We start from the raw sequence: 12,916 nt of genomic DNA, 5'->3' as shown, positions 1-12,916 counted from the left end.
TGCGCAGGAAACCCCGGGTCGGGAATTTCTCTTGACGACGAGCTATCCGTTCGGGACGATGCGCGCCGGTACCCTGAGGGCATGACCTACGAGCTCTCCTGGCCCACGATCATCGACTCCCTCCTGGCCGGACGCGACCTCTCGATCACCGAGGCGACCTGGGCCATGGAGCGCGTGATGGTCGGTGAGGCCACACCCGCGCAGTTGGCGGCGTTCCTGGTCGCTCTGCGGTCGAAGGGCGAGACCGTGGACGAGATCGTCGGCTTCCGCGACGCCGTCCTGGCTCACGCCGTGCCCCTCCCGGTGGACTCCATGGCGGTCGACATCGTCGGAACGGGAGGCGACCGATTCGGCACGGTCAACGTGTCGACGATGGCGTCCGTCGTGGTCGCGTCGACCGGGGTGCCGGTCATCAAGCACGGGAACCGCGCCGCGAGCTCGTCGTCGGGCTCGTCGGATGTGCTGGCGGCCCTGGGCGTCGATCTCACGCTGCCGGCGAGCCGGGTGGCGGAGGTCCTCAAGGAGGTCGGGATGACCTTCGCCTTCGCCGCGTCGTTCCATCCCGGTTTCGGCAACGCCGCGTCGGTGCGCCGCGAGATCGGGGTCCCGACGGTCTTCAACTTCCTCGGACCGCTCGTGAACCCCGCCCGTCCGGAGGCCAGCGCCGTCGGCGTCGCCTCGCTCGACAAGGTGCCGCTCATCGTGGGCGTCTTCCAGACCCGGGGGGCGACCGCCCTGGTCTTCCGTGGCGACGACGGCCTCGACGAGCTGACGACGACCGGGCACAGCCATATCTGGGAAGTCACCGGCGGGTCGGTGACCGAGCACGATCTCGACCCCCTCGAGCTGGGCATCCCCCGGGCGAGCATCGCCGATCTGGTCGGCGGAGACGCCGAGTACAACGCGGGCGTGGCCCGTCGGGTGCTGGCGGGGGAGACCGGGGCCGTGCGCGACATCGTGCTGCTCAACGCCGCCGCGGGGCTCGTCGCCTACCGCCTCGCCGCCGATCCCACCCAGCGTGACCGGCCCCTCGTCGCGAGGTTCCGCGAGCAGCTCGTCGTCGCCGCCGACGCCGTCGACTCCGGAACGGCGGAACGCCAGCTTGCCCGGTGGGTGGCGGCGACGCGATCGGCGTAGGTCGTCCTCGGGGACGCGCGCTGCGCCTCCCCGGCACGACGGCGAACGGGCCCGCTCCTCGAGAGGAGCGGGCCCGTTCGCGGGTGGGCGTCAGTTGACGTCGTCGTCGACCCAGTCGAAGGTCTTCGTCACGGCCTTCTTCCAGAGGCGGAGGGTGCGGTCGCGCTCCTCCGGCTCGATGCTCGGCGTCCAGCGCTTGTCCTCCTGCCAGTTCTGGCGGAGGTCGTCGAGCGTCTCCCAGAATCCGACCGCGAGGCCGGCCGCGTAGGCCGCTCCGAGGGCCGTCGTCTCGGCGACCACGGGGCGCACCACGGGGACGTCGAGGATGTCGGCCTGGAACTGCATGAGCGCGTCGTTGGCGGTCATGCCGCCGTCGACCTTGAGCTCGGTCAGGTCGACGCCCGAGTCGGCGTTGACCGCGTCCAGCACCTCGCGGGTCTGGAAGGCCGTGGCCTCGAGGGCGGCGCGGGCGATGTGCCCCTTGTTGACGTAGCGCGTCAGGCCGACGAGGGCTCCGCGGGCGTCCGAGCGCCAGTACGGGGCGAACAGACCGGAGAAGGCCGGGACGAAGTAGACCCCGCCGTTGTCGTCGACGGTCGTCGCGAGCGTCTCGACCTCGGCGGCGGATCCGATGATGCCCAGGTTGTCGCGGAGCCACTGGATGAGCGATCCGGTGACGGCGATCGAGCCCTCCAGCGCGTAGTGCGGCTTCGCGTCGCCGAGCTTGTATCCGAGCGTGGTCAGCAGTCCGTTCTTCGAGTGGACGATCTCCTCGCCCGTGTTGAAGATGAGGAAGTTGCCCGTGCCGTAGGTGTTCTTGGACTCGCCCTGGTCGAACGCGGCCTGTCCGAAGGTCGCCGCCTGCTGGTCGCCGAGGATGCCGGCGATCGGCACCTCGCGGAGCAGGTTCGACGACTCGACCGTGCCGTAGATCTCGGAGGAGCTCTTGATCTCGGGCAGCATCGACCGGGGGACGTCGAACGCCTCGAGGATGTCGTCGCGCCACTCGAGCGTCTCGAGGTCCATGAACAGGGTGCGCGACGCGTTCGTCACGTCGGTCACGTGGACGCCGCCGTCGACGCCGCCGGTGAGGTTCCAGATGACCCACGAGTCGGTCGTGCCGAAGAGCAGATCGCCGGCCTCCGCCTTCTCGCGGGCCCCGTCGACGTTCTCGAGGATCCAGACGATCTTCGTGCCGGAGAAGTACGTCGCGAGAGGGAGGCCCACGACGGGCTTGAATCGCTCGACGCCGCCGTCGGCCGCGAGGCGGTCGACGATGGACTGCGTGCGCGTGTCCTGCCAGACGATCGCGTTGTAGACGGGCTTGCCCGTCGTCTTGTCCCAGACGACGGCCGTCTCGCGCTGGTTCGTGATGCCGACGGCCTTGATGTTGTGCCGCGTGATGTCGGCGCGGGAGAGGGCCTGACCGATGACCTCGCGGGTGTTGGTCCAGATCTCGAGGGGGTCGTGCTCGACCCAGCCCGCGCGGGGGAAGATCTGCTCGTGCTCCTTCTGACCGGTCGACACGATGGTGCCGGAGTGGTCGAAGATGATGGCCCGGGTGCTCGTGGTGCCCTGGTCGATGGCGAGGATGTAGTCGTCGCTCACGGGGTGTGCTCCTTCGTCGTTGATGGATGGCGTGGTCGGGGGCCCGGATCGCTCCGGTCGCCGCCTCGTGCGCCTGATGATGGGTTTCGGGTGAGGCTTTTCTCGTGCTCGGGCGTCAGGCCACGACGGGCAGCAGCGCCAGCGAGAGGAGCGCGGCGATCGAGCCGCCGATGAGCGGTCCGACGACGGGGACCCAGGCGTACGACCAGTCGCTCGAGCCCTTGCCCTTGATGGGGAGGAAGGCGTGAGCGATGCGGGGACCGAGGTCACGCGCCGGGTTGATGGCGTAACCCGTGGGGCCGCCGAGGGAGGCGCCGATCGCGATCACCAGGAAGGCGACGGGGATGGCTCCGAGCTCGGCGGGGGTCTGGCCGTTGGTGAACGCGATCACGACGAACACGAGCACGAAGGTTCCGATGATCTCCGTGACGATGTTCCAGCCGTAGTTGCGGATCGCGGGCCCCGTCGAGAAGACGCCGAGCTTGGCGGCGGGGTCGGGCTCCTCGTCGAAGTGGTTCTTGTACGCGAGCCAGACGATGACGGCGCCGATGATGGCTCCGACCATCTGCGCTGCGACGTAGACGAGGAACGCCACGAACGTGATGTTCCCGAGGATCAGCTGCGCGATGCTGACGGCGGGGTTGAGCTGGCCGCCGGACGAGTACGAGACGGTGACACCGGCGAAGACCGCGAGGCCCCAGCCGAAGTTGACCATGAGGGTTCCGCCGTTGAACCCCTTCGTCTTCGTCAGAGCGACGTTGGCGACGACACCGCCACCGAGGATGATGAGCATCGCTGTGCCCACCAGTTCCGAAAGAAAAATCAATCCCAGGTTCACGTCGACCTTCCTTGTCGTCCGGCGGGTGCGACTGTGCAACCCGCGGTGAGCGTGTGCTGACACCCTAGACCCGGGTCCGCATCCCATGAGAAGCGAAATCAGGCTGTTTGCACATATGTGCAGCACCGCTCGACGGGAGTAGTTTCATGGAGGAATGGACGGTGCCCCTCCCGGGGCTCCCATCACGAGGAGGACCTTCGATGAAGAAGCTCATCAACGACCCGGCCGACGTCGTCACCGAGGCGATCGACGGTTTCGGCGCAGCCCACTCCGATATCGTCGTCGTGTCCCGCGGACCCCTGTTCGTCCGGCGCGCGGGGGCGCCGACGCCCGGACGCGTCGCACTCGTCAGCGGGGGCGGAAGCGGGCACGAGCCTCTGCATGCCGGCTTCGTCGGTCACGGGATGCTCTCCGCGGCCGTCCCCGGACCGGTGTTCACCTCTCCGACCCCCGATCCCATCGTCGCGGCCACGCAGGCCGTCGACGGGGGAGCGGGCGTCCTCTACATCGTCAAGAACTACACGGGCGACGTGCTGAACTTCGAGACGGCGGCCGATCTCGCCGAGGCCGAGGGGATCACGGTCGAGACGGTCGTCGTCGACGACGACGTCGCGGTGAAGGACTCCTTGTTCACCGCCGGTCGGCGCGGGGTGGCCGGAACGGTCGTGGTGGAGAAGATCGCGGGGGCCTCGGCCGAGCGGGGGGACGACCTCGCCGCGGTGGCCGACGTCGCACGTCGGACGAACGCGGCCACGCGCTCCATGGGCGTCGCTCTGGCGGCCGGGACCGTCCCGCACGCCGGGCAGCCGGGCTTCACGCTCGCGGACGACGAGATCGAGATCGGCATCGGCATCCACGGGGAGCCCGGACGCGAACGGATCCCGGTCGAGCCGGTGGACGCCATCGTCGACCGGTTGCTCGCCGCCGTGGTGGATGATCTGGGAGTCCGTGCAGGCGAGAAGGTCCTGCTCTTCGTCAACGGCATGGGAGGGACGCCGTCGATGGAGCTCTACATCGCCTACCGGCGGGCCGCCGAGGTGCTGACGGCCCAGGGCGTGGAGGTCTCCCGCAGCCTCGTGGGCGACTACGTGACGTCCCTCGAGATGCAGGGGATGTCCATCACTCTGACGCGACTCGACGACGAGCTGACCGCGCTGTGGGACGCCCCGGTCGAGACCGCCGCGCTCCGTCGAGGTCGCTGACTCCACCCGCCACCGGTCGCCCGACCCCGACGGTCGCGGTCCGGCCCGAGGGGCGATCGCCCACCCGCATGAGAACGAGAGGAACCCATCCGCATGACACTCGACGCCACCTGGGCCCGCGACTGGATCGACCGCACGGCCGACGTCGTCGAGGCCGAGCGACACGGTCTCAGCGAACTCGACCGTCAGATCGGCGACGGGGACCACGGCGAGAACCTCGCCCGCGGCTTCTCCGCGGTCCGAGACCGGCTCGGCGAGCTGCCCCCCGCCGCCTCACCGGGCGCCGCTCTCAGACTCGTGGCCACGACGCTCATCTCCACCGTCGGCGGCGCCTCGGGCCCGCTCCTCGGCACGGCCTACCTGAAGGGCTCCGCGGCGATCGGCGAATCCGCCGAGCTCGATTCCGAGGCCATCGTGGCCTTCTTGACGGCCGCGCGGGACGGGGTCGTGCTGCGCGGCCGCGCCGAGGTCGGCGACAAGACCATGGTGGACGCCTGGACGCCCGCCGTCGACGCCGCCGCGGCCGCCGCGGCCGACGGCGCCTCGCCGGCGCGCGTGCTCCGTGCGGCGGCCGATGCCGCCGCGACCGGTGCGGCCTCGACCGAGCCCCTGGTCGCCCGGAAGGGCCGCGCCAGCTACCTCGGCGATCGCGCCATCGGCCATCGAGACCCCGGCGCCCAGTCGTCGTCCCTCATCATCGCCGCCGCCGCCGACGCGGCGGACGGCTCGAGCAAGGAGAACTGAGCATGCCCGGAATCGGAATCGTCGTCGTCTCGCACAGCGCCAAGATCGCCGAGGGCGTGGTCGAGCTCGCCCGTCAGATGGCGCCCACCACCACGCTGATCGCGGCGGGAGGCGCGGATGACGGGAGCATCGGAACGAGCTTCGACAAGATCTCGGCCGCCCTCTCCCGCGCCTCGCAGGACGGGGGAGCGGTCGTCCTCTGCGATCTCGGCTCCGCCATCCTCACGTCCGAGACGGCCGTGGACTTCCTCGACGACGCCGAGCAGGCGCGGATCGTCATCGCCGACGCCCCGCTCGTCGAGGGCACCGTGGCGGCGGCCGTGGCCGCGGAGACCGGGGGAGACCTCGGCCGGGTCGCGGCGGCGGCGAGCTCGGCGACGGGCGTGGCCGACGTGCACGCCGACGAACGCGATCTCCGGGGCGGCGACGCCGTCGAGCGCTCCGCCGTCATCGTCAACAGCTCGGGGCTGCACGCCCGTCCGGCGGCGGAGCTGGTGACGCACGCGTCCTCGTTCCAGGCGGAGATCACGGTCAACGGCGTCGACGCCAAGAGCCTGCTGCGGATCATGGGTCTGAACGTCGGAGTCGGTTCCACCATCGCGATCATGGCGACGGGACCCGACGCGGAGGCGGCCGTCGACGACCTCGTGTCGCTGATCGAGGGCGGGTTCGGCGAGAAGGGCTGACGTCTCAGCGTCGGCGCGAGTACTTGCTGAGGAGCATGTCGCCCGACAGCAGCACGTGATCGAGGTGCAGGGCGCGGAGGTCGAGGCTCTCCGGGTTCGAGGCGATCCGCGGACCGCCTCCGCCCTCGAGTCCGGGCGAGACGGTCACGCAGATCTCGTCGAGGAGGTCCGCCGCGATGACGTCGCCCAGCAGGCTCGGTCCGCCCTCCGTGTGGATCTGACGGAGACCGCGGGCGACCAGAGCCGAGACGAGGAGGCGCGGGTCGACCCGGTCCACCCCGCACGTGACGACGTCGGCCACCTCCTCGAGCCGGACACGCGCCTCCCGGGGGGACGACTCCGTCGTGACGACGATCGGGCGGACGGGGGCGTCGACGACGATCGGGTCGGACGGATCGAGGCGGAGGCTGGCCGAGACCAGCGCGAGGACGGGGTGGGGAGCGAGGTCGTGCTCCTCTCGCCAGGAGACGACGTCGTCACTCAGGACCAGCGGGCCGTAGCCCTCGTCACGGGCCGTCCCCGCTCCGACGACCACGACGTCGCTCAGCCGACGCAGCAGGTCGAAGACCACGAGGTCGGCGGGACCGCCGAGGCCGCCCGACAGGCCGTCCACCGTCGCCGATCCGTCGACGCTGGACACGGCGTTCGCCCGGACCCGGGCGATCGACCGATCCGCCGGGGCCAGCAGATCGATCAGATCGTCGAGGGCGAGCGGTCGGGAGGACGCGGGTCCCGGATGCAGGAGGCGGATGTCGGCGATGGTCACGACCGCCGTCCATCGGGATCGGGGTCGAGGTCGAGGTTGTGCTCCTCCCGGACGGGGTCGCGCCAGCCGGCGACGGCCTCCACCATGCGGACGGCGTCGACGGAGGCGCGGACGTCGTGCATCCGGACGATCCGGGCCCCGAGCATGATGCTCATGGTGGCGGCGGCCAGCGAGCCGGCCAGCCGATCGGGCTTGTCGCGACCCAGGGTCTCGCCGACGAAGTCCTTGTTCGACACGGCGGCGAGGGCCGGGTACCCCAGGGCGGCGATGTCGCCGAAGCGCCGGGTCAGTTCGAGGGAGTGTCTCGTGGTCTTGTTCAGGTCGTGCCCCGGGTCGACGACGATCCTCCCGTCGGGGACTCCGTGGGCGAGGGCGACGTCGACGCGGCGCCGGAGGAAGTCGACGACCTCGCGCGTGACGTCGTCGTACCGCGGCCGCGGATGAGGCCTGCGGGGCGCGGCCAGGCTGTGGGTCACCACGAGCGTGGCGTCGCTGTCGGCCACCACGTCGGCCAGCCGGGGGTCGTGCAGACCGGTCGTGTCGTTGATGACGGAGGCGCCGGCCCGGATGGTGGCCTCGGCGACGTCGGCGCGGAACGTGTCGACCGAGACCACGACGTCGCTCCGCTCGGCGAGGGCCTCGACGACGGGCAGGACGCGGTCGAGCTCGTCTCGCCACGGGAGCTCGGGTCCGGGCTTGAACGGCACCCCTCCGATGTCCACCCAGTCCGCCCCGGCGTCGGCCGCGGCCACCGCGGCGTCGACCGCGCGGTCGAGAGCGAACGTGGCGCCCTGATCGAAGAACGAGTCGGGCGTGCGGTTCACGATCGCCATGACGGCGACCTGGCGGGAGAAGTCGAAGGTGCGTCGCCCGATCCGTCTGATCGGGACGCGGAGGGGCGGGAGGGTCGGAGCCGGCGGCAGGGTCGGGAGATCGCCGGGGGAGTCAGCCACGCGACGCTCCGATGAGGGCGATCGCCTCAGCGCGCGCCGCCGTCTCGGAGAGGACGCCCCGACTGGCGAGCGTCACCGTCGTGCTCTCGGTCTGACGGGGACCGCGGGCGGTCACGCAACCGTGGGCGGCGTCGAGGACGACGAGCACGCCGTCGGGGGAGGCGCCGACGTCGAGCGCTTCCGCGATCTCCTCGCCGAGGCGCTCCTGGAGCTGCGGGCGGGAGGCGACGGCGTCGACGACGCGGGGGAGGGAGCCGAGCCCGAGGATCGTCCGGCCGGGCACGTAGGCGATGTGCGCGACGCCGAGGAACGGGAGGAGGTGGTGCTCGCAGACCGAACGGAAGGCGATGTCGCGGACGATCACGAGCTCGCCGAGCTCCGCCGCCTCGGCCGGGACGGCGCTGCCGCGGACCAGTGCGACGGCGTCGACGCGGAGACCTGAGAAGAACTCGCCGTAGGCGTCGGCCACCCGTCTCGGCGTGTCCACCAGACCGGGTCGAATCGGATCCTCGCCGATGGCGGCGAGGAGTTCGAGCACGGCCGCCTCGATGCGGGGGAGATCGATGGGCTGCTGCGTCATCGGACCAGTCTCTCAGGACGCACCGTCGTCCGCGGGTGCGGTCGAGGCGAGGGGGAGCGCCTCGTGATGGCGGCGGCCCCGCGTGCGTCGCGCCTCCTTCATCTCCGCTTCGAAGACGTGCCTCTTGCCCTCCAGGAGGACATCGCGTACGTTATTCTCAGCCCGCTTGAACTCGCTGTAGTAACCGTCGTCGTAGTCCTCGACGATCTGGAAGGTCCAGCGTCCGTCGATGACGTTGCGACCGATCAGGTCTCGGTCGAGATCGTCGGCCAGCTCGGCGAGACCCGCGGCACGCAGCTTCTCGACGGCGTCGCCCAGGGCGAGATCCGCCTTGCCGGTCAAACGGTGGAAGCCGTAGAGCAAGCCGCGGGCGTGCTCGACGACCTCGAGGGCTGCGGACAGGGATCCGAGCGCGTCGACCGTGGCGTCGTCGAGACCGTCGGGGCGCTGGTGGGCGGAATCGGGGCCGTCATGCGGTGAGGTGGTCATGGCTGCAGCCAACTCCGACGTCGGAGAAGGGGTCCCGATTCCATCGAGCTGACATAATGTGCATTATCAGCGCATCGTGGGGGATGACGAGAGGGGCTCGGAAGCAGCCTGCGGACCCTCAGATCACCCGTCTCACCAGGGCGGCGAGGTCGCTGGGTTCGACGGGGTCCGCGGTCGTCTCGAGCTCGTCGAGGGTGAACCAGCGCGACTCGAGGATGTCGACGCGTTCGTCGTCGGTCCACTCCGCATCGAGCACGTCGAAATGAGGAAGCCTCACGACGAAGAACTCGGCGTGTCCGTGCGTGTGATCGGCGGCGTCCCACGGGACGGCGAAGTCGTCGACGCGGACGACGGGACCCGCGTCGACGATGATCTGTCCGGTCTCCTCGCGCAGCTCGCGGATCGCCGCCTGCGCGTGGTCCTCCCCGGGGTCGACTCCCCCGCCGGGCGTGATCCAGCGGGCAGCGCCGCTCGTGTCGGGTGCCTTCGTCATCATCAGGAGCACGCGTGCCTCCTCGTCGACGACGATCAGGCGGGAGGTCGCCCGGACGACCCGCTCGGTCACGCGACCGGGGCGAAGTCGCTGGTGTCGCCGACGTAGCGGGTGTGGTCGGCCGGGATCGGGTCGACCGCGGCCGACGCGACCTCGGCGGCGAACTCGGCGACGTTGTAGAGCTTGCCGGCGCTCTCCTTGCGAGACGAGATGGCGCCGGGGTTCGAGCGCTCGAGGAGCGTCGCCGTGATGGTCCCCTCGATCATGTCGCCCGAGACGACCACGAACTCGACACCCGCGGCCTCGAGCTGCGGGAGCATCGCCCGGAGGGCGTCCTCGCCCGCCCGTTTGCTCAACGCCACCGGGAGGTACTCGGGCATCGTCTCCGTGGTGTGGATGAAGTGAGCCTGGTGGCTCGTCACGAACACGACCCGTGATCCCGGCGCGAGGAGCGGCAGGGCGGCGGTCAGGAGGTCGACCTGGGCGTCGCGGTTCAGCTTCAGCGCGTAGTCGTCGGCCATTCCGGACTCCATGCCGCCGGAGGCGTTCATCACGAGCACGTCCAGGCCGCCGAAGCGGTCCTCCACCGTCGAGAACATCGCGGCGACGCTCTCGACGTCGGTGAGGTCGGCGCCGATGGCGATGGCCTCGCCGCCGGCCTGCTGGATCCTGTCGACCAGCTGCAGGGCGCGCTTCTCCTTGTTGCGGTAGTTGACGACGACCTTCGCTCCGGCCTCGGCGAGATACCGGACCGTGTCGGCGCCGATGCCGCGTGAGGAGCCGGTGACGAGGGCACGGGAGCCGGTGAGGGAACCGGCGGCGAGGGGGTTGGACAAGACGGACTCCAGACTGTGCGGGCGGAACGGGGGGTCTCGAGGAGGCGAGGCGCGCGTCCGAGGGCGACGCGCCTCCCTGGGGACCAGCACCGAGACTACCAAGCACCCCGTCGACGGCGGCGCGGAGTGCTAGTTTCCATAACAGGGGAACGAGGGAGGTCCGACATGGACGTGGTCACCCAGTACGCATGGATCGTCTGGATCGCGCTGATCCTCCTCTTCGTCGTCGTCGAGGTGACGACCCTCGAACTGACCTTCCTCATGCTCGCCGTCGGCAGTGCCGGCGGACTCGTCGCCCGCCTGCTCGGTTCACCGTGGTGGTTGCAGATCGTCATCGCCGCCGTGGTCGCGGTCCTGCTGCTCTTCACGGTGAGGCCCGCCCTCCTCCGGGCACTGAAACAGGGCGGCGACCCCACGCCGAGCAACGTCGACGCGCTGCTCGGACTCCGCGGCACCGTGGTCGTGCCCATCGGCGACGACGCCGGCCAGGTCAAGCTCACGAACGGCGACACCTGGACGGCTCGACTGCTCACCGCTCCCCCGGGCCCGGGCGAGCCACACCAGGCGCTCGACACCGGTGCGCCGGTCGTCGTGACCGCCATCCAGGGGTCGACCGCCTTGGTCGTCCCCGTCGGAAGGGACTGATCCATGGAAACCATCAGCGCTGCGACGGTCGCCACCATCGTGGTGGTCGCGATCGTCGTCGTCCTCGTCGTCGTGATCCTCTTCCGGGCCGTCCGGATCATCCCTCAGGCCAGTGCCGGCGTCGTCGAGCGCCTCGGTCGGTACCACAAGACGCTCAGCCCGGGGTTGAACCTCCTGGTCCCCTTCATCGACCGGGTGCGCCCCCTCATCGACATGCGCGAGCAGGTGGTGTCCTTCCCTCCCCAGCCGGTCATCACCGAGGACAACCTCGTCGTCTCGATCGACACCGTCGTGTACTTCCAGGTCACCGACGCCCGTGCGGCGACGTACGAGATCGCCAACTACCTCGGCGCGGTCGAGCAGCTCACCACCACGACCCTCCGCAACGTCGTCGGCGGGCTCAACCTCGAGCAGGCGCTGACCAGCCGCGACAACATCAACGGCCAGCTGCGCGTCGTGCTCGACGAGGCGACGGGCAAGTGGGGCATCCGCGTCGGTCGCGTCGAGCTCAAGGCGATCGACCCGCCCCTCTCCATCCAGGACTCGATGGAGCAGCAGATGCGAGCCGAACGGAGCAGGCGCGCCGCGATCCTGACGGCCGAGGGGACGAAGCAGTCGCAGATCCTCGAGGCCGAGGGAATGCGTCAGTCGTCCATCCTCCGAGCCGAGGGCGACGCGAAGGCTCAGGTGCTCCGTGCCCAGGGCGAGGCCGAGGCCATCCAGACGGTGTTCAACGCCATCCACGCCGGCGACCCCGATCCGAAGCTGCTCGCCTACCAGTATCTGCAGACCCTCCCGAAGCTCGCGGACGGATCGGCGAACAAGCTCTGGATCATCCCGAGCGAGCTCACCGAGGCCCTCAAGGGCATCGGCTCGGGCTTCTTCGCGCCGAAGAACCCCGACGCGCCCGGGTGGACGCCGCAGCCGGGTCCCAAGGTCTCCGACATGGACGCCACCCCCGACCTCGCGAGCACCGTCGACCTGGGCGCCGAGCCGGATCTCGGATTCCCGACCGTCACCGAGCCCGGAGCGGGGAACCCCCTGGGCGACGAGCCTGGCACTCCCCCGGACGCCGGGCGGTGACCCCCGGGTCCTCGGGCTACTTCACGCCCGCCGCGCCTCGCATCCTGGCTCATCGCGGCCTCCACGTGGAGGCTCCCGAGAACACCATGCTCGCGTTCGCGAAAGCCGTGGCCCTCGGCGTCGACTACGTCGAGACGGACGTGCACGCGACTCGCGACGGTGTCGCGGTCATCAGCCATGATCCCGACCTGCGGCGGATCGCGGGACGCGACGAGCGCCTCCGCGACCTCGACTGGTCCGACGTGTCGGGCATCCGACTCGCCGACGACCAGCGTCTGCCCTCGCTCATCGAGGCCTTGGACGCCTTCCCCGACACCCGGTTCAACATCGACGTCAAGGTGGACGAGGCGGTCGAGCCGACCATCCAGGCGATCCGACGGGCCGGGGCGACGGACCGCGTGCTGGTGACCTCGTTCTCCCACGCGCGCCGACGCCGTGTCGTCGCCGGGCTGCCCGGGGTGGCGACGTCCGCCTCCTCTCGAGGCGTGATCGGCGTCGTCGTCGCCGGACTCGTGCCCGCCGGCGCCGCGCGCCGGTGGCTGCTGGGCCGAGCCGTCGCCGGCTGCGGAGCGATCCAGGTCCCCGAGCGGAGAGGACCGGTCCGGATCGTCACGGAGCGTCGTATCCGGGACCTCGCGTCCGTCGGCGTCGAGACGCATGTCTGGACGGTCGACCGCCCCGCCGACATGCGTCGGCTGGTGGCCATGGGAGTGCAGGGGCTGGTCACCGACCGTGCCGATCTGGCCGTGGTCGAGACCCCTCGCGGGAGCTCCCCTCCACTGTGAAGGCACTGTGAAAGCCTCTCGGACGAAACATCCGCACCGAATCCCGGGTTACAACGGGAGATTGCAACGCG

Annotated in this window: 15 protein-coding genes; 7 read left to right on the top strand and 8 right to left on the bottom strand. The window is 70.4% G+C overall.

Annotated features, from left to right (window positions below):
• Positions 1 to 81: 81 nt before the first annotated feature.
• Complete coding sequence (gene trpD / locus FFA01_RS01600; protein WP_146852282.1) at positions 82 to 1,137, top strand: anthranilate phosphoribosyltransferase; 1,056 nt, start codon at positions 82 to 84, stop codon at positions 1,135 to 1,137.
• A gap of 90 nt (positions 1,138 to 1,227) precedes the next feature.
• Here trpD and glpK read toward each other — a convergent pair whose 3' ends face one another.
• Both glpK and FFA01_RS01590 read right to left on the bottom strand, forming a co-directional pair.
• A complete protein-coding gene (glpK, locus tag FFA01_RS01595; protein WP_146852280.1) occupies positions 1,228 to 2,745 on the bottom strand; it encodes a glycerol kinase GlpK in 1,518 nt (505 codons plus the stop codon).
• Positions 2,746 to 2,860: 115 nt separating this feature from the next.
• Positions 2,861 to 3,538 (bottom strand): MIP/aquaporin family protein, encoded by a 678-nt coding sequence (locus FFA01_RS01590; RefSeq protein WP_244289645.1) that lies wholly within the window; start codon positions 3,536 to 3,538, stop codon positions 2,861 to 2,863.
• 245 nt (positions 3,539 to 3,783) lie between these two features.
• Here FFA01_RS01590 and dhaK point away from each other — a divergent pair, with 245 nt between their 5' ends.
• The 3 genes from dhaK to dhaM all read left to right on the top strand — a co-directional run bounded on the left by dhaK (position 3,784) and on the right by dhaM (position 6,215).
• Positions 3,784 to 4,785 carry a dihydroxyacetone kinase subunit DhaK gene (dhaK, locus tag FFA01_RS01585; RefSeq protein WP_146852276.1) on the top strand — a complete coding sequence of 334 codons (1,002 nt, stop codon included), beginning with the start codon at positions 3,784 to 3,786 and terminating at the stop codon, positions 4,783 to 4,785.
• Positions 4,786 to 4,878: 93 nt separating this feature from the next.
• A complete protein-coding gene (dhaL, locus tag FFA01_RS01580) occupies positions 4,879 to 5,529 on the top strand; it encodes a dihydroxyacetone kinase subunit DhaL (RefSeq protein WP_146852274.1) in 651 nt (216 codons plus the stop codon).
• A gap of 2 nt (positions 5,530 to 5,531) precedes the next feature.
• The gene (gene dhaM, locus FFA01_RS01575; protein ID WP_146852272.1) at positions 5,532 to 6,215 is read left to right on the top strand and encodes a dihydroxyacetone kinase phosphoryl donor subunit DhaM; all 684 of its coding nucleotides are present in this window, start codon (positions 5,532 to 5,534) and stop codon (positions 6,213 to 6,215) included.
• Between the two features lie 4 nt (positions 6,216 to 6,219).
• Here dhaM and FFA01_RS01570 read toward each other — a convergent pair whose 3' ends face one another.
• The 6 genes from FFA01_RS01570 to FFA01_RS01545 form a co-directional block, all read right to left on the bottom strand.
• Positions 6,220 to 6,981: a pyrimidine reductase family protein gene (locus FFA01_RS01570; protein ID WP_244289644.1), complete on the bottom strand. Its 762-nt coding sequence runs from the start codon at positions 6,979 to 6,981 to the stop codon at positions 6,220 to 6,222.
• Complete coding sequence (gene folP, locus FFA01_RS01565; RefSeq protein ID WP_146852270.1) at positions 6,978 to 7,934, bottom strand: dihydropteroate synthase; 957 nt, start codon at positions 7,932 to 7,934, stop codon at positions 6,978 to 6,980. The genes FFA01_RS01570 and folP overlap by 4 nt, the downstream gene beginning before the upstream one ends.
• Positions 7,927 to 8,514 (bottom strand): GTP cyclohydrolase I, encoded by a 588-nt coding sequence (folE, locus tag FFA01_RS01560; protein WP_146852268.1) that lies wholly within the window; start codon positions 8,512 to 8,514, stop codon positions 7,927 to 7,929. The genes folP and folE overlap by 8 nt, the downstream gene beginning before the upstream one ends.
• Positions 8,515 to 8,526: 12 nt before the next feature.
• Positions 8,527 to 9,003, bottom strand: coding sequence for a hypothetical protein (locus FFA01_RS01555; protein ID WP_146852266.1), 477 nt, complete (start codon positions 9,001 to 9,003; stop codon positions 8,527 to 8,529).
• 118 nt (positions 9,004 to 9,121) lie between these two features.
• Positions 9,122 to 9,568: an NUDIX hydrolase gene (locus FFA01_RS01550; protein ID WP_244289643.1), complete on the bottom strand. Its 447-nt coding sequence runs from the start codon at positions 9,566 to 9,568 to the stop codon at positions 9,122 to 9,124.
• A complete protein-coding gene (locus FFA01_RS01545; RefSeq protein ID WP_146852264.1) occupies positions 9,565 to 10,332 on the bottom strand; it encodes an SDR family oxidoreductase in 768 nt (255 codons plus the stop codon). Before FFA01_RS01545 ends, FFA01_RS01550 begins: the two co-directional genes overlap by 4 nt.
• A 165-nt stretch (positions 10,333 to 10,497) precedes the next feature.
• On the opposite strand from FFA01_RS01545, the gene FFA01_RS01540 reads away from it, so the two are divergent.
• Genes FFA01_RS01540 through FFA01_RS01530 form a run of 3 tightly spaced genes read left to right on the top strand, consistent with a single transcriptional unit; the run spans position 10,498 to position 12,845 of the window.
• Positions 10,498 to 10,977, top strand: a complete 480-nt coding sequence (locus FFA01_RS01540; protein WP_146852262.1) for an NfeD family protein — start codon at positions 10,498 to 10,500, stop codon at positions 10,975 to 10,977.
• A 3-nt stretch (positions 10,978 to 10,980) separates the two neighbouring features.
• Complete coding sequence (locus FFA01_RS01535; protein ID WP_244289642.1) at positions 10,981 to 12,060, top strand: SPFH domain-containing protein; 1,080 nt, start codon at positions 10,981 to 10,983, stop codon at positions 12,058 to 12,060.
• A complete protein-coding gene (locus tag FFA01_RS01530; protein ID WP_244289641.1) occupies positions 12,057 to 12,845 on the top strand; it encodes a glycerophosphodiester phosphodiesterase family protein in 789 nt (262 codons plus the stop codon). The genes FFA01_RS01535 and FFA01_RS01530 overlap by 4 nt, the downstream gene beginning before the upstream one ends.
• Positions 12,846 to 12,916 lie beyond the last annotated feature (71 nt).

The sequence above is a fragment of the Frigoribacterium faeni genome, from assembly GCF_007988805.1.
GTDB lineage: Bacteria > Actinomycetota > Actinomycetes > Actinomycetales > Microbacteriaceae > Frigoribacterium > Frigoribacterium faeni.
Note: the sequence above shows the minus strand (reverse complement) of the source record. Positions and strands in the feature narration are given on the sequence as shown.

Excerpts from the sequence above, each read along its gene's own strand:
- FFA01_RS01555 (WP_146852266.1), bottom strand. The coding sequence starts at position 9,003 with ATGACCACCTCACCGCATGACGGCCCCGATTCCGCCCACCAGCGCCCC.
- FFA01_RS01535 (WP_244289642.1), top strand. The coding sequence starts at position 10,981 with ATGGAAACCATCAGCGCTGCGACGGTCGCCACCATCGTGGTGGTCGCG.
- dhaL (WP_146852274.1), top strand. The coding sequence starts at position 4,879 with ATGACACTCGACGCCACCTGGGCCCGCGACTGGATCGACCGCACGGCC.
- dhaK (WP_146852276.1), top strand. The coding sequence starts at position 3,784 with ATGAAGAAGCTCATCAACGACCCGGCCGACGTCGTCACCGAGGCGATC.
- FFA01_RS01590 (WP_244289645.1), bottom strand. The coding sequence starts at position 3,538 with ATGCTCATCATCCTCGGTGGCGGTGTCGTCGCCAACGTCGCTCTGACG.
- trpD (WP_146852282.1), top strand. The coding sequence starts at position 82 with ATGACCTACGAGCTCTCCTGGCCCACGATCATCGACTCCCTCCTGGCC.
- FFA01_RS01540 (WP_146852262.1), top strand. The coding sequence starts at position 10,498 with ATGGACGTGGTCACCCAGTACGCATGGATCGTCTGGATCGCGCTGATC.
- dhaM (WP_146852272.1), top strand. The coding sequence starts at position 5,532 with ATGCCCGGAATCGGAATCGTCGTCGTCTCGCACAGCGCCAAGATCGCC.
- folE (WP_146852268.1), bottom strand. The coding sequence starts at position 8,514 with ATGACGCAGCAGCCCATCGATCTCCCCCGCATCGAGGCGGCCGTGCTC.